This is a genomic window from Paracoccus haematequi (assembly GCF_900631945.1).
GTDB lineage: Bacteria > Pseudomonadota > Alphaproteobacteria > Rhodobacterales > Rhodobacteraceae > Paracoccus > Paracoccus haematequi_A.
Map to the genome: position 1 here is coordinate 179,529 of NZ_UZWE01000026.1, position 18,718 is coordinate 198,246.

Genomic DNA, 18,718 nt, shown 5'->3' on the forward strand with positions numbered 1-18,718 from the left:
CGCAAAGGGCCGGAGGCGCAGGGCCGCCCGGCCTTTTTCATGCCCGATGCCCCCTGCGCAGGGTCGTGCCGACCGGAACCGGCAGCGCCCGCGTCCCGCCGCAGGCGATGGCCAGACCCCGCGGCACCAAGGCCGACAGCGCCGGGCTGTCGATGGCCAGCCCGCCGGTATAGGCCCCGAAGGCGGGCAGGATCAGGTGGTCCGGGCCGATCAGGAAACAGCGCCGCCGCTCTCCGGCCAGCCGGATGCAGGGATGGAAATGGCCCGACACGTCCGGTCCCGGCCCGGCCTGGTGGCGCAGCACCAGACCGTCGGTCAGTTCCGCCACCGTTTCCCCCGGCAGACGCGGGCAGACGGGGGACGGGTCGTGGTTGCCGCTGACCCAGGTCCAGCGGCGGCCCCGCGCCATGCCGTGCAGCCGGTCGCACAGCATATCGGGCAGCGCCAGAGCGGCCGCGTCGTCGTCGAAGCCATCGCCCAGGCTGACCACGCAGGCGGGATCGGTGGCGGCGATCTCGGCCTCCAGCCGGTCAAGCGTCGCCAGCACCTCGTAAGGCGGCAGCAGCGACCCGCCCCGCCGGGCCATGCGTTCGGATTTTCCCAGATGCAGGTCGGCGACTACCAGCCAGCTGCGGTCGGGCCAGAACAGCGCGCCGGACGGCCGGGCCTGCAAGGACTGCCCCGCGAAGTCGAAGCCGTAACTCACGCCAAGCCCGCCTCGGCCATCAGGGCGGCGGCCTCGGCTTCGGCCAGGCGTTCGCGGCCCGCGCCGCTGATCGGCACCCGGCCGTATTCCAGCAGCAGGGGCGCCGCCAGCGGGGTGACGCGGCCCGTCATGCGGTGGTCGATCTGCGGGGAACGGTCCAGCATCTCCTCGATCCGGTCGAAATCGACAAGACCCCGCCGCGCCTCGTCGGCGGTGATCCGCAACAGCAGGTGGTCGGGGTCATAGCGGCGCAGGGTATCGTAAAGGATGTCGCTGGAAAAGGTCGCCTGCTTGCCCGACCGGCGCCCGCCCGGCATGTTCCGCTGGATCAGGCCCGAGATGATGGCGACGTTGCGGAAGGTCCGCTTCATCACCGCGTTGCCCGCCAGCCAGTCGCCCAGGCCCGCGCGCAAGCCGTCGCGGTCCAGCAGCGGCGCGGGATCGGCGACGGGATCCAGCGACCAGATCAGCAGCGCGTAATCGGTGGCGATGAAGCCCAAAGGGCCAAGACCCGCCTCCTCCATCATCCGGGTCATCAGCAGGCCCAGGGTTTGCAGCGCATTGCGCCCGGCAAAACCGTACAGCGCGAAATGCCACTTGCCCTGGAACGGAAAGCTTTCGCTGACCAGCACGCCGGGGCGCGGCAGGACGCTGATCCGATCCTGAAGAGCCAGCCAATCGGCGGTGTCGGGCGGCAGCACCCAATGGCGCGCGGGATCGCCGATCAGCGCCTGGACCCGATGCGACAACTGGGTCGAGGTCGCCAGCTTCAGCCCCGAATAGACCGCGATCCGAGGCTGGCGGGTCGGCTGCTTCGTCACCTCGATCACCATTTCGCGCATCGCGTCATAGCGGACGGTCTGCCCGCCGATCAGGAAGGTGTCGCCCGGCACCAGGGTCGCGGCGAAGCTTTCCTCGACCTCGCCCAGCGGCACGCCGCCGCGTCCGCGCAGCCGGACCTTCAGCATCTCGGCCTCGACGATGGTGCCGACATTCATGCGCAGGTCGCGGGCGGCGCGCGGATCGCGCAGCCGCCACAGCCCGTCGCGTTGCATCAACCGCTGCCAGCGGTCATAGGCGCGCAGGGCGTAACCCCCGGTCGCCGCGAAATCCAGGGTGTCGTCGAACTGCGCGCGGGTCAGGCCGCGATAGGGACCGGCGGTTCGGACTTCGCGGAACAGCGCGTCGGCGTCGAAGGGACCGGCGCAGGCCGTCAACAGGATATGCTGGCACAGCACGTCCAGCGGGCCAGGGCCGCGCGGGTCGCCGTCAAGGTCGTGTTCGTGGACGGCCTCAAGCGCGGCGACGCATTCGATCACCTCGAAGCGGTTTGCGGGCACGATCCGGGCGCGGCTGGGCGCGTTATAGCGGTGGTTCGCCCGCCCGATCCGCTGGACCAGCCGCTTGACGTTCTTGGGCGCGCCGACCTGGATCACCAGATCGACCGCGCCCCAGTCGATGCCCAGATCCAGGCTGCCGGTCGCCACCACGGCGCGCAATTCACCCGCCGCCATCGCAGCCTCGACCCGCTGCCGCGCCTCTCGGGCCAGGCTGCCGTGATGCAGGCCGATGGGCAGGTTGTCGTCATTCGCCGCCCACAGGGCCTGGAAGAACAGTTCCGCCTGGGCGCGCGTGTTGATGAAGATGATCGTGGTGCGGGCCTGCCGGATCTGGTCCAGAACCTCGGGCACCGCATAATGGCCGCCGCCGCCCGACCAGGGCGCGGGACGCGCGGTCGCCAGCATGGCGATGTCGGGTTCCGGGCCGGGATCGGCCTGGATCACCGTGGCGCCGCCCATGAAATCGGCCAGGGCGCTCGGATCCTCGACCGTCGCGGACAGGCCCGTGGCGATCAGGCCCGGCGACAGGCTGCGCAGGCGGGCCAGGCACAGCATCAACTGGTCGCCGCGCTTGTTTTCGGCCAGGGCGTGCAATTCGTCCAGCACCACCCGGCGGACGCTGCCGAAGATCTGCGGCGCCTGTTCATAGGACAGCATCAGCGCCAGCGATTCCGGCGTGGTCAGCAGGATCTGCGGCGGATCGACCCGCTGCCGCGCGCGCTGCGAGGACCGCGTGTCGCCGGTCCGATCCTCGACCCGCACAGGCAGGTTCAGTTCGGCCACCGGGCGCGCCAGGTTGCGGGCGATATCCGCCGTCAGCGCCTTCAAGGGCGAGACATAGAGCGTGTGCAGCCCCCTGTGCCCGTCCTTCAGATCGACCAGCGAGGGCAGGAAACCGGCCAGCGTCTTGCCGCCGCCGGTCGGCGCGATCAGCAGCGTGTCGCCCTTGGCCTCCAGCAGCGCGATCTGGTGCGGATGGGGTTGCCAGCCCTGCCGGGCGAACCAGTCCTGGAAATCGGGCGGCAGGCTCACGCGATCATCGCCTTCAGGGTGGACAGGTGGTCCGCCTCGGACACCGGCTTGTCCCAGCGGATCCGGCTGATGCGGGGAAAGCGCATCGCCACGCCCGATTTGTGGCGGCCGGAGGCGTTCAGCCCCTCGAACGCGACCTCCAGCACCAGCTTCGGCGCGACCGATCGGACGGGGCCGAAGCGTTCGACGGTGTTGTTCCTGACGAAGCGGTCCAGTTCGCGCAACTCCTCGTCCGTAAAGCCGAAATAGGCCTTGCCGACCGGCACCAGCTGGTTGCCGTCCCACAGGCCAAAGGTGAAATCGCTGTAAAATCCCGACCGCTTGCCATGGCCCCGCTGCGCATACAGAAGCACCGCATCGACGACATGCGGGTCGCGCTTCCACTTGAACCACGGCCCGCGCGGGCGGCCGCCGACATAGGCGCTGTCGCGGCGCTTGATCATCACGCCCTCGATCACCGGGGCGGGCGGATCGGCGCGCAGCGCGGCCAGGTCGTCCCAGGTGGCAAAGTCCAGCAGCGGCGACAGGTCGATGCGGTCGCTGCCGAAATCCGCGCCCTCCAGCACGGCGCGGCGTTCGGCCAGCGGCAGGTCGCGCAGATCGCGGCCCTGCCAGATCATCGCATCATAGACCCGCATCCCGGCCGGATGGCTGTCCAGCATCCCGCGCCCGACCTGCTTGCGGCCCAGGCGCTTTTGCAGGTCGCCGAACACCGCAACGTCATCCCCGCGCCGGACCAGCAGTTCACCGTCCAGGGCGCCGTCGAAATTCAGCGCCTCGATCAGGTCGGGAAAGCTGTCGCTGATATCCTCTCCGGTGCGGGAATACAGGCGGCGGGTGCCCGCATCGTTGATCGCCTGCACGCGGATGCCGTCCCATTTCCATTCCGCGACGTAATCGGCGGGGTCGAAAGCCCGAAGCTGGTCCAGATCGACCGGCGTGGACAACATCACCGGGCGGAACGGGGCCTTGGCCGCATGTTCGGGCCGCGTCCCGCCCGCGATCCAGTGGAACAGCGGTTCATAGGGGGGCGTCAAGCCATGCCAGATTTCCTCGATGGCGGCCACGTCGGGGGCGCCCATCTCGGCCAGGGCCATCCGGGCCATCCGGGCGGACAGGCCGACGCGCATATTGCCGGTCGCCAGCTTCAGAAAGGCCAGCCGCTGCGACGGCCCCAGACGATCCAGCATTGCGGCGATGGCGGCGGGAAGGCCCGCCTTGCCGGTTTCCGACAGCAGGGCGACCGCCTGATGCAGGGGCACGTCCTGGTCCCGGTCGCTGTTCCACAGCAGCGCGATGGTTTCCGCCAAGTCGCCCACGAAATCATAGGACAGCGCGAAAAGCTGTCCGTCCACGCGTTCGACCATCAGCCCGCGCAGCAGGCCGGGCGTCACGGTGCGCAGCTTCAGATCGCCGGTCAGCGCGGCCAGGGCAAAGCCGCGATCCGGGTCGGGCGTGGCTTCCAGGTAATGCCGCAACAGCCGCAGCTTGGCGTTGCGCGCGGGGGTGAAGGCCAGGCGTTCCAGCAGGGTGGCGAAAGCCCTCATTCCGGCTCGTCCTCGTATCCGACCAGACGCAACGGGCGGGCGGGGATGCCCTGGATTTCGCACCAGCGCAGCAATCCGTCCTCGGCCCCGTGGGTGATCCAGACTTCCTGTGGGGCAAGCTCGGTAATGGTCTGCGTGACCTGCGGCCAGTCCACATGGTCGCTGATGACCAGGGGCAGTTCGACGCCCCGCTGCCGCGCCCGCGCCCGCACCGCCATCCAGCCCGAGGCGAAGCCGATCACCGGGTCGCGGAACCGCTGCACCCAGGCGCTGGCAAAGGCGGATGGCGGGGCGATCACCAGCTGCGCATCGACCTTGTCGGCGGTGGCGGGAACCAGCGGGCCAAGGTCGATGCCTTGGGCCACGTGGTAATCGCACAGCCGTTGCAGCGCGCCGTGGATGGCGATGGGGCCGTCGAGGCCGGCCGCGCGGGCCAGCATGATCAGCCGCTGCGCCTTACCCAGGGCATAGGCGCCGATCAGGTGGGGCCGTTCGGGGAATTCGGCCATGCTGGCCAGCAGCCGCGCCATCTCTTGCGCCGGGTCGGGATGCTTGAAGACCGGCAGGCCGAAGGTCGCCTCGGTCACGAAGATGTCGCAGGGCACGGGTTCGTAAGGCGCGCTGACCGGGTTGGGATGGCGGCAGTAATCGCCGGACACCACGATCTTCGGCCCGGCGTCGGGCTGCACGGCGATCTGCGCCGATCCCAGGATATGCCCGGCGGGATGGAAGCTGACCGTGGTGTCGCCGATCCGCACCGGACCGTCCGCCGCCTGGATCTTGCCCGCGAAGTCCTCGCCATAGCGGATCGCCATGATGTCCAGCGTCTGCCGCGTCGCCATCACCGCGCCATGGCCCGACCGGGCGTGGTCGCCATGGCCATGCGTGATCAGCGCGCGCGACACCGGGCGGATCGGGTCGATGTGGAAATCACCGGGGGGGCAATAAAGCCCGGCCGGCGTGGGGTGCAGGATCTGATCGGCGCGCATGGGTCCAAGATGGTGAACATTCCATGAAAATCAACGCTGCGCCGATGCGCCCCGTTCCCCGCGCGTCCGGGCAAAGTCGCGCACCATCGCCACCCGATGCGGGCGGAAGCTGTCGCCCGTCGGGCTGGCCGCCGCGATGCGGTTGACGTGGAAGACGCGGTAATCCATCCGCAACCGGCAATGCGCCAGCAGCATCAGCGAGCGGTCGGAATAGGACAGGCCCAGCGGCCAGATCACCCGCTGCGTCCGCTGGCCCGCCAAATCGGCATAGTCGATCCGCAGCGCCTGCTCGTCCCAGCAGGCCGCCCGGATCAGGCCCAGATCGACCTGCGGCGCCGGACGGTCGGGGGTTTGCAGGAAACAGCGCATGACCGCGTGCAGCGCCTGGCGGGCCTGGCGTTCCGGCAGCGTCGCCACGATCCGCGCCAGGGCGTCGCGTCCCGCCTGGACCAGTTCCGCATCGCCCACCCCCGCCAGCGATTCGACGGCCAGCCGCAGGGCCTCGATCTCAAGCCGGGAAAAGCTCTGCGGCGGCAGGGCCGGATCCTCGGTCAGGGTGTATCCCAGCCCCGCCGCCCCGTCGATCAGCGCGCCGCCCGCGCGCAGCGTGGCGATGTCGCGGTAAAGCTGGCGCGGGGATACGCCCGTCTCGGCCGCCAGCCGCGTTGCGGTCACGGGCGCGGGCAGGCGGCGCAGCCTGTCCATCAGGCGCATCAGGCGGTCGGTGCGGGCCATGCTGCCACTTTCTGTCAGGGCTTTGCGCTATCCTGCCGCCACAGCAAACCTGGAGACAAGCCCATGCCCACGCTTTACCACGCCCCGCAAAGCCGTTCGGATACCATCGTCACGCTGATCGACCTGATGGGCATCCGCGCCCGCATCGACATCGTCGAGGTGACGATTCCCCGCCAGGACGGCAGCGGCGCCCGCGACCCCAGGAATCCCCACCCCGAGGGCAAGGTGCCCTATCTGGTCGACGGCGACGATCATGTCCGCGAACGCGGCGCGATCATCGCCTGGCTGACCGACCGTTTTCCCGAAAGCGGGCTGGGCCGCCCGGTCGGCGATCCGCAGCGCGGCGCCTTTCTGTCCTGGCTGTTCTATTACCAAGGCGTGATCGAGCCGGTAGGCCTGCTGCATCACCTGAAGATTGACCATCCCGCCATCCAGGCGACCTTCCGCGATTACGACACGATGGTCCGGCGGATCGAGGAGGCGGTGACGGACCAGCCGTTTCTGCTAGGGCAGGATTTCTCCGCCGCCGATCTGCTCTGCGCCTCGCCGTTCATCTTCTTTGGCGAGATGATGCCGGTGACGCCGACGGTGAGGGCCTGGGTCGAACGGTGTTCTTCACGGATGCAGCCCGCCTAGGCGGGCGGCGGGCGCCTGACCGGGACCACGGGCGCGGGCGCCTTGGACAGCTGCACGGCCAGGATGCCCGCCATGATCACGCCCACGCCGATCACGTCGCCCATGGCAAGCTGTTCGCCCAGCAGCAGCGCCCCGGTCGCGACGCCGAAGAACGGCGTCAGGAAATGGAAGGTCGCGGCCCGCACGGCGCCGATCCGGCCGACCAGCTTGAACCAGACCCAGGTCGCCACAAGGCCGGGCACGATCACCGTATAAAGAAACGCCCAGACCAGACGGGGGGTGTAATCGACATGCCAATCCTCGACGATCGGGGCGATCACCCACAGGGTCGCCGATCCGACCAGCATTTGCAGGCCGACGATCATCATCACATTGCCGCCGGAACTGGCGCCCCGCACGGTCAGCGTGGCGACGGCCAGGGCCAGGGCGGCGGCAAAGCACATCAGGATGCCCACCGGGTCGCTGCCGCCGCCTTGCAGCCGCGCGCCCATGATGATCGCCACCCCGGCCAGCCCCAGGGCCAGGCCCGCGACCCCCAGCGGGCGCAGCCGTTCGCCCATCAGCATCCAGCCCAGCAGGGCCACGATCAGCGGCATGGTGGCCGCGATGATCGAGGCCAGCCCCGCCTCGATCCACTGCATCGCCACCCAGTTGAGGCCCAGATACAGCGCGTTCTGGCACAGCCCCAGGATCACCACCGCCCGCCACTGCGCGCGGGTCAGGGCGCGCCAGGTCTCGCCCATCAACAGGGCGATGACGACGCCCGCAGCGCCGGACAGCAAAAAGCGCAGGGCCAGGGCGAACAGCGGCGGCACCTCGGTCACGATCATCCGGGTCGAGGTAAAGGCCGAGGCCCACATCACCGCGAAGAACACCCCCATCAGGATCGCGCGAATGTCCATTCTGGCCCCGTGTCTTGCAGATGATGCAGAAGGGCTAGCAGGTCGAGGCGGCGGCGGGAAGGGTCATCTGCGGATTCCGATGGCGTCGCTGACCCGCCGGATTGCTGCGGCCGCGCGCCATGCAATTCCTCAGGAATCCCTGCAAGACAACGAAAAAGGCCGCGCCCACCGGCACGGCCCTGTGATCGCGATGTCGCCGGAATCAGCTGTTCACGCTGTCCTTCAGCGCCTTGGCGACCGTCACCTTGACCTGCTTGTCGGCGGGCTTGGTCATCATTTCCTGGGTCTGCGGGTTGCGGACCTGGCGTTCCGGGCGGGCGCGGCAGGCGATCTTGCCGATGCCGGGGATCGTGACCGAGCCGCCGGCGGCGACTTCACGGCTGACGACGGCGGCGATCGCGTCCAGCGCGGCCGCGGCCGATTTCTTGTCCGAACCCATTTCCTCGGCCAGGGTCGCGACAAGCTGGGTCTTGGTCATCGGTTTCGCGGATGGCGTGGCCATGAATCTGTCTCCTCTTGCCCGGTTTTCGGGGGCTGCGAATAGCGCCTTTTTCGGCATATCGCCTGCTACACACGGTTTTGCCCAACAGATCAAGCGTTTTTCGCCCGTTTCCGCGAAAGCAGGCGCCGCCCGGCCAGTTGACGCCGGGTCACAGGAAGGCCGTCTCGTGGAAGGACCGCAATTTCCGCGAGTGGATCCGTTCCAGCGGCATCTCGCGCAGCTTTTCCATGGCGCGGATGCCGATCAGCAGGTGGCTGGCGACCTGGGTGCGGTAGAAATCGGTGGCCATGCCCGGCAGCTTCAATTCGCCGTGCAGCGGCTTGTCGCTGACGCACAGAAGCGTGCCGTAAGGCACCCGGAAGCGGAATCCGTTGGCGGCGATGGTGGCGCTTTCCATGTCCAGCGCCACGGCGCGCGACAGCGACAGGCGATGGATCGGGGTGTCGCGCAGTTCCCAGTTGCGGTTGTCGATGGTGGCGACGGTGCCGGTGCGCATGATCCGCTTCAGCTCGTATCCCTCAAGCTGCGTGACCTCGGCCACGGCCTCCTGCAAGGCGACCTGGACCTCGGACAGGGTGGGCAGCGGCACCCAGACGGGCAGGTCGGCGTCCAGGACGTGATCCTCGCGCAGATAGGCATGGGCCAGCACGAAATCGCCCAGCCGCTGCGAATTGCGCAGCCCCGCGCAATGGCCGACCATCAGCCAGGCATGGGGACGCAGCACCGCGATATGGTCGGTCGCCGTCTTGGCGTTCGACGGGCCGACGCCGATATTGACCAGGGTGATCCCCTGCCCGTTCGCCCGCTTCAGGTGATAGGCGGGCATCTGCGGCATCTTCGCCAAGGCCGCCAGCGGCGCGTCGGCCTCGAAGATCTGCTGGTTTCCCGGCGCCACGAAGCTGTCATATCCCAGCGAGGGATCGGCCAGGGCGCGACGGCCGAACGCCTCGAATTCGTCGACATAGAACTGATAGTTCGTGAACAGGACGAAATTCTGGAAATGCTCGGCCGCGGTGGCGGTGTAGTGGTGCAGCCGCGCCAGGGAATAGTCGATGCGCTGCGCCGTGAAGGCCGCCAGGTGCAGCGAACCGTCCGCCATCGGGCCTGCGACGCCGTTCACGATGTCGTCGTTCATGGTGTTCAGATCCGGCACGTCGAACACGTCGCGCAGGCTGAAATCAAGGACGCCTTCCTGCGGCACCGCCAGTTCGCTTTGGGCGGCGACGGCGAAGTGTACCGGCATGGGCGTGTCGCTGATCCCCACCGTCACCGGAACGCCGTGGTTGCGCATCAGCAGCGCGATCTGTTCGCGCAGGTAATTGCCGAACAGATCCGGCCGGGTCACCGTCGCCGAATAGCTGCCGGGCGACACGACATGCCCGAAGGACAGGCGCGAATCGACCGACGGATGGGTCGGCACGGTCAGGCGCAGTTCGGGATAATAGGCGCGGAACCGGGCGGCGGGCTTGTCGCCCTCCAGCGCCTTGGTGAAGCGATCCAGCAGGAAGCCCGTCGACTGGGCGTAAAGATCCTGCAACTGCGCGACGGCGGCATCGGCATCGGTGAATTGCCGGCGGCCCGGCGCATCAGGGCTTTCGACGGGCAGGTATCGGGAATCCGTGTCCATTCTTGTTATCCTTCTTTCCCCCGACCCTGCCAGCCCGGCCCCGCGCAGGCAAGCGTCTGGCGCCGGGCGGCAGGGGCCGTTACGCTGGCGTCATGAAGATGCTTGTTTTCGGTCACGGCTATTCGGCCGGTTTTCTGACGCCGCTGCTGCGGGCGCGCGGCTGGCAGGTGCTTGGCACCACGCGCGGCGATCCCGGCCGGGTGGCGGCGGCGGGCGCGACCCCGATCCTGTGGCCCGGAGAAGAGGCGCGGCTGCGCGAGGAGATCGCCCAGGCCGACGCGGTGCTGGTGTCGACCGCGCCCGGCCCGCAGGGCGATCCGGTGCTGGCGGCGTTCCGCGACGATCTGGCCCGCGCCCGGCTGCGCTGGCTGGGCTATCTGTCCACGACCGGGGTTTATGGCGATCGCGACGGCGGCTGGGTGGACGAGGACAGCGTTCTGGACGGGTCCGGCCCGCGCGGCCAGGCCCGCATCCGGGCCGAGCACGCCTGGCGCGACCTGGCCGATGGCGCGGGCCTGCCGCTGCATATCTTCCGGCTGGCGGGGATCTATGGTCCCGGACGCGGGCCGTTCCAGAAGATCCGCAACGGCACCGCGCGCCGGATCGTCAAGCCGGGCCAGATCTTCTCTCGCATCCATGCCGAGGACATCGCCCAGGTTCTGCTGGCGTCCTTGGACCGTCCCGCTCCGGGCGCCGCCTATAATGTCTGCGACGACGATCCGGCCCCGCCGCAGGACGTGCTGGCCCATGCGGCGGATCTGCTGGGCCTGCCGCCGCCGCCCGAAATCGCCTTCGAGGATGCCGAGATGACGCCGATGGCCCGGTCTTTCTATCAGGACAGCAAGCGCGTCTCGAACCGGCGCATCAAAGGGGATCTGGGCGTCGCGCTGCGCTATCCCGATTATCGCAGCGGCCTGGCGGCGATCCTGGCGGGCGAAGATACGCCGCATGGACTTCGCCCCGCGCCCGTGCATGATCCGCGCGCATGAGTGACGATGTGGATGTGCTGATCGCCGGGGGCGGGCTGAACGGCCCGACGCTGGCCCTTGCCCTGGCGGGGGCCGGGCTGCGGGTGGCCGTGGTCGATCCGCGCCCCGCCGACGCGCGGTCGGGCGACAATTTCGACGGGCGCGCCTATGCGCTGGCGGTGGCGTCCCAGCGGCTGCTGAAGGCGCTTGGGCTGTGGGGCGGGCTGGCGGGGGACAGCCAGCCGATCCTTCAGGTCAAGGCATCCCAGGGCCAGCCGGGCGAGGGTGCGGCGCCCTTCTTCCTGCATTTCGACAGCGCCGAAATCGAGGAAGGCCCGGTCGGCTTCATGCTGGAGGATCGGTTCCTGTATCGCGCGCTGCTGGCGGCGATGCGCGACAGGGTGCGGCATCTTCCGGGCCTGTCGGTGACGGATCACCGGCCCGCGCCCGGCGGGGTCGCGGTCACGCTGTCCGATGGCCGGCAGATCGGCGCGCGGCTGCTGGTCGGCGCGGACGGGCGCGGGTCGGGTGTGGCGGCGCGGGCCGGGATCCGGCGGCGCGGCTGGGATTACGGGCAGACCGCGCTTGTCGCCGCCATCGCGCACGACCTTCCGCATCACGGCATCGCGCAGCAGTATTTCATGGCCCACGGCCCCCTGGCGATCCTGCCCCTGCCCGGCAACCGCAGCAGCGTCGTCTGGTCCGAGACCCATGCCGATGCCCGCGCCATCGCCGCCCTGCCCGACGACGCCTTTCTTGACGTGCTGCGCCCGCGCTTCGGCGATTACCTGGGCCGGATCGAACTGGCGGGCTCGCGCTTCACCTATCCGCTGAGTCTGTCGCTGGCCGACCGCTATGTCGCGGATCGCGTGGCGCTGATCGGCGACGCGGCGCATGGGGTGCATCCCATCGCGGGACAGGGGCTGAACCTGGGGCTGCGCGACGTGGCCGCCCTGGCCGAGGTTCTGGTCGATGCCGCCCGGCGGGGCGAGGATATCGGATCGGACCTGGTGCTGGAACGCTATCAGGGCTGGCGGCGCTTTGACGGCACATTCCTTGCCCTGGGCATGGACGGGGTGAACCGGCTGTTCGCCAGTTCCAATCCGATCCTGTCTGCGGCGCGGGGCCTTGGCATGGGGGCGGTCAGCGCGGTGCCTGCGCTGCGGCGCGGCTTCATGCGGCAGGCGGCGGGGCTGTCGGTCCATCTGATGCCGCGGCTGCTGACGGGACGGGCGTTGTAGGGGGGCCTTGCCCCCGTCCCTTCGGGACTCCCCCAGGGTATTTGGGCAAAGGTGAAGCTCAAGCGGTCATCATGCGCGCGGCTTGCGTGAGGTCGGCGGCGAATTGCTGGCGCGCCTGCGCCGCCGGCTTCGGATCCAGCCGCAGGATCAGGCTGGGATGCCAGGTGATCAGCACCGGGCCGCCGTCCAGCGCGGTCTCGACGCTGCCACGCCGGGGGGTCAGCGGGGCGCGGTCGCCGGTCAGCGCGAAGGCGGCGGTCGCGCCCAGGGCCACGGTCAAGCGGGGCCGGACGAAGCGGCGCTCAATGTCCAGCCACCATTTGCAGTGCCGGATCTCTCCGGTCGCGGGGTTCTGGTGGATGCGGCGCTTGCCACGCGGGGTGAACTTGAAATGCTTCACCGCATTGGTTAGCCAAGCCTGCGCGGGGTCGAGACCCACGCCCGCCATGGTCTGCCGCAGCAACTGACCCGCCGGGCCGACGAAAGGGCGGCCTTGCAGGTCCTCGTGATCGCCGGGCGCCTCGCCCACGATCATCAGCGGTGCCGACGGATCGCCCTCGCCCCAGACGGTCTGGGTCGCGGCGTGGCACAGATCGCAGCGTGTGCAGCGGCTGGCCTGCTGGCGGGCGGCGTTCAGCGTGTCGGGCGGGCGGTCGTCGGGCGCCTGCCGGATGCGCGCCGTGACACGGGCCGCGAAGGCGGGGGCGACGGTGGCGCCTGCGTCTCGCATTGCCTGCACCCGGCGCGGCGCGTCGGCCAGCATCTGCGCGATCAGCCCGGTTTCGGGCAGGTTCTTCCAGTATTTCACCGGCATTTCCGACCGCATCGCCTGGGTCTTGATCCGGGCCGGGTTGAAGATATTGGCGAAATAGGTCTGCCACAGGTCGTGGCTGGCATCCGGCGGCAGGGTCGGGCGCGGCGCGGGCGGCTGGAAGTTCAACGTGCCGTCGAAGCACGCGAGTCCCTGGGGTGTGGCGATCAGCCAGTCCATGTCGGCGAAGCGGCGGACGAAGAAGGGCGCCCCGGCTTCCAATATCGGATGTTCGGGTTCGAACCAGGCGGCGAAGCTGCGGCGCGGCCCCTGCGCGGGCAGTTCGTGGAAGCGCACGAAGGCGTGCATCTTGTGGATGTCGCGGCGCACGGATTTCGCCATCCGCGCCAGCCGGTCGGTCAAAGGATCGGCGGGATTGGCGATGAAGCGCCGGTCCTGCTGCAAGCGGATCAGCGCCGCATACAGCAGCGCCCAGCGTTCGGGATCGGAATGGCTGGCCACGGTCTGGGCCAGGGCCAGAAACTCGTTGCTGGCCGTCACGGGATGCGGGCCGGGCGGCGGAACCGGATCCGTTCCGAACAACCCGGCATCCCCCCAGGCCACCTGATCGGGCGCCACACGGTTGCCTGCAAGCTGGCGGGCCGCGTCGCGCCAGGCCTGGAACCGGCCAAAGCGGGGCAGATCGACCTGAATCACAGCAGTTGCAACTGTTCGGGCTGCGGCGCGAAGCGGGCGCGTAGGCCCGCGCTGTCGGTCAGCGCGCCGGGATGCCAGTCGGGCAGCGTCACGAAGGCCCGCGCCTTGGACATGATCGCCCCCATCCGCAACAGATCCGCGTATCGCACCGGCCCGTTGCGCCGCGCGGCCAGGATCCGCGTCACCGTTTTGGTGCCGAAGCCGGGCACCCGCAGCAGCATGTCCCTGGTTGCCCGCGCCACATCGACCGGAAACTGCGCGCGGTTCGCCAAGGCCCAGGCCAGTTTGGGGTCGATCGCCAGATCCAGGTTGCCCGAGGGATGGGCCGCGCCGATCTCCTCGGCCTCGAAACCATAGAAGCGCATCAGCCAGTCGGCCTGATACAGGCGATGTTCGCGCATCAAGGGCGGCTTGATCAGCGGCAGCGCGGCCGAGGCATCCGGGATCGGACTGAAAGCCGAATAATAGACACGCTTCAGGTCATAGCCGGAATAGAGATTGGCCGATGTCCTGAGGATGTCGCGGTCGGTCGCGCCGTCCGCGCCAACGATCATCTGCGTGGACTGGCCCGCAGGGGCGAAACGCGGCGGACGCTTGCCAGTATGGGTCCGGTCCTTCGCGGCCTCGCGCGACAGGCGGACATCGGCCATGGCGGCGCGGATCGTCTCGGGCCGCTTTTCGGGCGCCAGTTCGCGGATGCTGGCGTCCTGCGGCAGTTCGATGTTCACCGACAGCCGGTCGGCGAACAGCCCCGCCTGCGCCACCAGGTCGGCCGAGGCGTCGGGAATCGTCTTCAGATGGATATAGCCGCGAAATCCGTGATTCACCCGCAGCGTCCGGGCGATGCGCACCATCTGCGACATGGTGTCGTCCGGGCTGCGGATGATGCCGGAGGACAGGAACAACCCCTCGATCATGTTGCGGCGATAGAATTCCAGCGTCAGCGTCACGACCTCGTCCGGGGTGAAGCGGGCGCGGTCCACGGTGCTGCTGACCCGATTGATGCAATAGGCGCAGTCGTAGATGCAGAAGTTCGTCATCAGGATCTTCAGCAGACTGATGCAGCGCCCGTCCGGGGTATAGGCGTGGCAGATCCCCATCCCTTCGGTCGAACCGATGCCGCCCGCCGGCGAATCGCGCCGGGTCGTGCCGCTGCTGGCGCAGGAGGCGTCGTATTTCGCCGCGTCCGACAGGATCGCGAGCTTCTGCTGCAAGGTTCGCGGGGCCATGCGGACAATCTAGGTTCGCGGAATGTTCCGTTCAACATGATCTATGTTTGCCGTCACTTCACCGCCGCATTGCCACCATCGGCATAAAGCGCCGATCCGGTGACGAAACTGGACATCGGGCTGCACAGAAACAGCGCCGCCTGGGCGATCTCCGTAGGGTCGGCGATGCGCTTCATTGCGTGCAGGCCCGCCGCCCAGGCGCGCTGCTGGGCGTCGCCCGCCAGATCCGTGTCGGTGCCGCCGACGATCAGCGCATTGGCGCGGATGTTCCGGTCGCCGTAATCGGCGGCGATGCCCTTGGCCAGACCCATCAGCCCGGCCTTGGCCGCGCCATAGGCCGCCATGCCGGGCAACCCGACGCTGGTGCCCACGAAGCTGGAGGTGAAGACCATCGCCCCGCCCCCGCGCGCCAGCATCGCCGGAATCTGGGCTCGCGCGCCCAGGAAGGCGGCCGTCAGGTTGGTGGCCAGGACCGGCTGCCAGTCCTGCGGCGTCAGATCGGCCAGCGGCCTCACCGCGCCGACGATTCCGGCATTGTTCACCGCGATGTCCACCCCGCCGAAGCGGTCGGCGGCACAGGCAATCAGGCGGTCATGGGTGGCCGGGTCGCAGACATCCCCCGCCACGGCGGCGGCCCGGCCGCCCGATGCGGTGATCCGCCCGGCCAGATCCGCCAGCATCTCGGCGCGGCGGGCGCACAGCACCACGGCCGCGCCCTGTCCGGCGAACAGCAGCGCGATCGCCCGACCGATACCCGCCGATGCGCCGGTCACGATCGCCACCTTGTCTTTCAGCAAAGTCATGGGACTCTCCTTTTTCATTGCCCGTGCCTCGCCTAGCGCGGCTCGCGGCCGGGCGGGCGCGCGGATCGGGCGCGGCATCCGCCCGGAACCCTCACGCCGCCGAGAGCGTTCGCCGCCCGGCCCATCCGTCAGACGTGATGTGCATCCCGAAGCGAAAAGGATAAGATCGGCGCCATGAACATCAAATCGCTCGCCCTTGCGCCCGCCCTTGTTCTTGGCCTTGCCCTTCCGGCCTTGGCCGAGAAGATCCCGCTGAACGAATTGTCGCGCTATCTCAACCGGATGACGACGGCGACGGCGGAGTTCACGCAGGTCAATCCCGACGGCTCGATCTCGACCGGGACGGTCTATATCCAGCGGCCCGGACGGGTGCGGTTCGAATACAACAACGACAACACGCTGGTCATGGCGTCGGGCGGAAACGTCGCGGTGTTCGATCCGAAATCGGGCGGGCCGCAGCAATATCCGCTGTCGCAGACGCCGCTGTCGATCATCCTGGACGCCAATGTGAACCTGGGCCGCGCGAACATGGTCACGGCGCATACCGAACAGAAGAACGCCACGGTGGTGACCGCGCAGGATCCGCAGAACCCGCAATACGGCAACATCCAGATGGTCTTCACCGGCGGGCCGACACAGCTGCGCCAATGGGTCGTGACCGACGACAGTGGCCAGAAGACCACCGTGATCCTGGGCGAGATGCGCGAGGGCGGGTCGATCCCGGCGTCCAAGTTCTCGATCAACAACGAACTGGCGCGGCGCAACTGATCGGTCGGGGCGGATCCATCACGGCGGCTGATGGGTTGCATCACGCCGCAGGGGCTTGATCTTCGGGCGGGACAGGTCCAACGCTGGCTGCGACGTTTCGCCGCGCAGGTTCAGCCATGCCCACCCAGTCCCGCCTCTTCACCCCCATCCTGGTCGGCGGATCGCTGATCCTGCTGATCAACTTCGCGCTGCGGGCCAGTTTCGGCGTGTTCCAGATCCCCATCGCCGCCGATTTCGGCTGGCCGCGCGCGGAATTCTCGCTGGCCATCGCCATCCAGAACCTGGCCTGGGGGATCGGCCAGCCGATCTTCGGCGCGCTTGCCGAACGCTGGGGCGACCGCTGGGCGATCATCCTGGGCGCAATCCTGTATTCCGCCGGGCTGATCCTGACCTCGATGGCGACGACGCCCGCCACCATGCAGCTGCTGGAGGTGATGGTCGGCTTCGGTATCGCGGGCACCGGCTTCGGGGTGATCCTGGCGGTGGTCGGGCGCGCCGCCAGCGACGACAACCGCAGCCTGGCCCTGGGCATCGCCACCGCCGCCGGATCGGCGGGACAGGTTTTCGGCGCCCCCCTGGCCGAGATTCTGCTGGGTTTCTATTCCTGGCAGATGGTGTTCGTGATCTTCGGCGCGATCGTGCTGTCCTGCCTGCTGTTCCTGCCGATGCTGGGCGACGGCAAGCCCGCCAGCCGCCACGAGTTGGAGGAAAGCCTGGGCAGCGTCCTGGGCCGTGCCTTCCGCGACCCGTCCTATCTGATGATCTTCGTGGGGTTCTTTTCCTGCGGTTATCAGCTTGGCTTCATCACCGCGCATTTTCCCGCCATGGTGACGGAAATGTGCGGGCCGATCAGTCCGATGGGCACGCTGGCCAGCATCGGCATCACCACCACGTCCGCCCTGGGCGCGGCGGCGATCAGCCTGATCGGGCTGGCCAATATCGCCGGGTCGATCCTCGCGGGCTGGCTGGGCAAGCGCTATACCAAGAAATACCTGCTGGCGGGGATCTATACCCTGCGCACCATCGCGGCGGCGGCCTTCATCCTGCTGCCGATCACGCCGCTGAGCGTCATCGTCTTTTCGCCGGTGATGGGCGCGCTGTGGCTGGCGACGGTGCCGCTGACCTCGGGATTGATCGCCTATATCTATGGGCTGCGCTATATGGGGACGCTCTACGGCTTCGTGTTCCTGTCGCATCAGCTGGGGTCGTTCCTGGGCGTCTGGCTGGGCGGCGCGCTGTATGACGCGCATGGCGATTATACGCTGGTCTGGTGGGTCGGGGTGGGCGTCGGCGCGCTGAGCGCGCTGATCCACCTGCCGGTGCGGGAAGCGCCGTCCCGCCTGCCTGCGGCGGCTGCGGCGGTTTGACGCCACCGGACAGCGGTTCTAGGGTCCGGCCGCGCCACGAACAGGATTCGCCCATGACCACCCCGCCCCGCCGCCATCACCCGTCGGAACGCGCCATCGCGATCCGCTATCAGCAACGATCAGCCGAGGTGAAGGCCCTGCAACGCCAGTGCTATGCCCTGGCGACGCTGCGGCTGAAGGCGGCGGTCCAGGCGAACGGCACCGGCAAGGGCCTGGCCGTGGTCAGCGACATCGACGAGACGATCCTGGACAACACTGCCGTGATGGCCCATGCGATGACCCTGGGCGAGGCCATGGACGGGTTCGAGACCTGGAAGCTGTGGGAACGCGAGGGCGCGCCGCATCTGCTGCCGGGGGCGGCCGATTTCTTCCATCTGGCCGACCGGCTGGGGGTGACGATCTTCTACGTCTCGGACCGATTCGAGGAAAACAAGCTGGCGACCATCGCCACGCTGTCGCGCCTGGGCCTGCCGCAGGTCCATGCCGACCATGTGCTGCTGTTCGGCCCGCCCAAGGCCGAACGCCGCGCCGCCGTGGAACGCGACCACCGCGTCATCCTGCATCTGGGCGACACGCTGCACGATTTCGACGGCTGCTTCGCCGACGCGACGCTGGAAGACCAGCACCGCCTGGCCGAGGATCACGCCGACCGCTTCGGCGAGGACTGGATCGTCTTCCCGAACGCCGCCCATGGGACATGGATGGAGGCGGAACTGCGCCCCTGGGATGCGCCCAGACGGGGCTGATGCCAGGTTGGATCGTAACCGCCCGGTTGCCACCGCCTGCCTGAGCGTGGGGTGATCGGCTAAGACACGTGCATAGCGACGTCGTTAACGACGTATCTTATGCGGGGCTTTC

The 18,718-nt window shown here is 68.6% G+C and carries 17 protein-coding genes; 6 read left to right on the forward strand and 11 right to left on the reverse strand.

Annotated elements, in window-relative coordinates; genetic code table 11:
• Positions 1 to 37: 37 nt before the first annotated feature.
• Genes pdeM through PARHAE_RS07925 form a run of 5 tightly spaced genes read right to left on the reverse strand, consistent with a single transcriptional unit; the run spans position 38 to position 6,349 of the window.
• Positions 38 to 706 carry a ligase-associated DNA damage response endonuclease PdeM gene (gene pdeM, locus PARHAE_RS07905; RefSeq protein WP_126154062.1) on the reverse strand — a complete coding sequence of 223 codons (669 nt, stop codon included), beginning with the start codon at positions 704 to 706 and terminating at the stop codon, positions 38 to 40.
• On the reverse strand, positions 703 to 3,078 hold the full coding sequence (locus tag PARHAE_RS07910) for a ligase-associated DNA damage response DEXH box helicase (RefSeq protein ID WP_126154063.1): 2,376 nt from the start codon (positions 3,076 to 3,078) through the stop codon (positions 703 to 705). The genes pdeM and PARHAE_RS07910 overlap by 4 nt, the downstream gene beginning before the upstream one ends.
• Entirely contained in the window at positions 3,075 to 4,625 is a 1,551-nt protein-coding gene (locus tag PARHAE_RS07915) for a cisplatin damage response ATP-dependent DNA ligase (protein WP_126154064.1), read from the reverse strand. Before PARHAE_RS07915 ends, PARHAE_RS07910 begins: the two co-directional genes overlap by 4 nt.
• On the reverse strand, positions 4,622 to 5,614 hold the full coding sequence (locus PARHAE_RS07920) for a ligase-associated DNA damage response exonuclease (protein ID WP_126154065.1): 993 nt from the start codon (positions 5,612 to 5,614) through the stop codon (positions 4,622 to 4,624). The genes PARHAE_RS07915 and PARHAE_RS07920 overlap by 4 nt, the downstream gene beginning before the upstream one ends.
• A 30-nt stretch (positions 5,615 to 5,644) precedes the next feature.
• A complete protein-coding gene (locus tag PARHAE_RS07925) occupies positions 5,645 to 6,349 on the reverse strand; it encodes a helix-turn-helix transcriptional regulator (protein WP_126154066.1) in 705 nt (234 codons plus the stop codon).
• Between the two features lie 63 nt (positions 6,350 to 6,412).
• Here PARHAE_RS07925 and PARHAE_RS07930 point away from each other — a divergent pair, with 63 nt between their 5' ends.
• Positions 6,413 to 6,985 (forward strand): glutathione S-transferase family protein, encoded by a 573-nt coding sequence (locus PARHAE_RS07930; RefSeq protein WP_126154067.1) that lies wholly within the window; start codon positions 6,413 to 6,415, stop codon positions 6,983 to 6,985.
• Here the strand turns inward: PARHAE_RS07930 and PARHAE_RS07935 are convergent.
• The 3 genes from PARHAE_RS07935 to PARHAE_RS07945 form a co-directional block, all read right to left on the reverse strand.
• A complete protein-coding gene (locus tag PARHAE_RS07935) occupies positions 6,982 to 7,887 on the reverse strand; it encodes a DMT family transporter (RefSeq protein WP_126154068.1) in 906 nt (301 codons plus the stop codon). The two genes, PARHAE_RS07930 and PARHAE_RS07935, sit on opposite strands and share 4 nt — an antisense overlap.
• A gap of 202 nt (positions 7,888 to 8,089) precedes the next feature.
• Positions 8,090 to 8,389 carry an HU family DNA-binding protein gene (locus PARHAE_RS07940; protein WP_126154069.1) on the reverse strand — a complete coding sequence of 100 codons (300 nt, stop codon included), beginning with the start codon at positions 8,387 to 8,389 and terminating at the stop codon, positions 8,090 to 8,092.
• A gap of 148 nt (positions 8,390 to 8,537) precedes the next feature.
• Positions 8,538 to 10,016: an AMP nucleosidase gene (locus tag PARHAE_RS07945; RefSeq protein WP_126154070.1), complete on the reverse strand. Its 1,479-nt coding sequence runs from the start codon at positions 10,014 to 10,016 to the stop codon at positions 8,538 to 8,540.
• 92 nt (positions 10,017 to 10,108) lie between these two features.
• On the opposite strand from PARHAE_RS07945, the gene PARHAE_RS07950 reads away from it, so the two are divergent.
• Positions 10,109 to 11,005 (forward strand): SDR family oxidoreductase, encoded by an 897-nt coding sequence (locus PARHAE_RS07950; protein WP_126154071.1) that lies wholly within the window; start codon positions 10,109 to 10,111, stop codon positions 11,003 to 11,005.
• The gene (locus PARHAE_RS07955) at positions 11,002 to 12,225 is read left to right on the forward strand and encodes a UbiH/UbiF/VisC/COQ6 family ubiquinone biosynthesis hydroxylase (protein ID WP_126154072.1); all 1,224 of its coding nucleotides are present in this window, start codon (positions 11,002 to 11,004) and stop codon (positions 12,223 to 12,225) included. The genes PARHAE_RS07950 and PARHAE_RS07955 overlap by 4 nt, the downstream gene beginning before the upstream one ends.
• A gap of 58 nt (positions 12,226 to 12,283) precedes the next feature.
• Here the strand turns inward: PARHAE_RS07955 and PARHAE_RS07960 are convergent, their stop codons facing one another.
• Genes PARHAE_RS07960 through PARHAE_RS07970 form a run of 3 tightly spaced genes read right to left on the reverse strand, consistent with a single transcriptional unit; the run spans position 12,284 to position 15,725 of the window.
• A complete protein-coding gene (locus tag PARHAE_RS07960; protein WP_420899393.1) occupies positions 12,284 to 13,690 on the reverse strand; it encodes a UdgX family uracil-DNA binding protein in 1,407 nt (468 codons plus the stop codon).
• Positions 13,690 to 14,922: a putative DNA modification/repair radical SAM protein gene (locus PARHAE_RS07965; protein ID WP_126154074.1), complete on the reverse strand. Its 1,233-nt coding sequence runs from the start codon at positions 14,920 to 14,922 to the stop codon at positions 13,690 to 13,692. Before PARHAE_RS07965 ends, PARHAE_RS07960 begins: the two co-directional genes overlap by 1 nt.
• A 53-nt stretch (positions 14,923 to 14,975) precedes the next feature.
• Positions 14,976 to 15,725, reverse strand: coding sequence for an SDR family oxidoreductase (locus PARHAE_RS07970; protein ID WP_126154075.1), 750 nt, complete (start codon positions 15,723 to 15,725; stop codon positions 14,976 to 14,978).
• Positions 15,726 to 15,899: 174 nt separating this feature from the next.
• Here PARHAE_RS07970 and PARHAE_RS07975 point away from each other — a divergent pair, with 174 nt between their 5' ends.
• The 3 genes from PARHAE_RS07975 (at position 15,900) to PARHAE_RS07985 (ending at position 18,606) form a co-directional block, all read left to right on the forward strand.
• Complete coding sequence (locus PARHAE_RS07975) at positions 15,900 to 16,493, forward strand: LolA family protein (RefSeq protein WP_126154076.1); 594 nt, start codon at positions 15,900 to 15,902, stop codon at positions 16,491 to 16,493.
• Between the two features lie 116 nt (positions 16,494 to 16,609).
• Positions 16,610 to 17,860, forward strand: a complete 1,251-nt coding sequence (locus PARHAE_RS07980) for an MFS transporter (RefSeq protein WP_126154077.1) — start codon at positions 16,610 to 16,612, stop codon at positions 17,858 to 17,860.
• A 53-nt stretch (positions 17,861 to 17,913) separates the two neighbouring features.
• Positions 17,914 to 18,606, forward strand: coding sequence for a 5'-nucleotidase, lipoprotein e(P4) family (locus PARHAE_RS07985; RefSeq protein ID WP_126154078.1), 693 nt, complete (start codon positions 17,914 to 17,916; stop codon positions 18,604 to 18,606).
• Positions 18,607 to 18,718 lie beyond the last annotated feature (112 nt).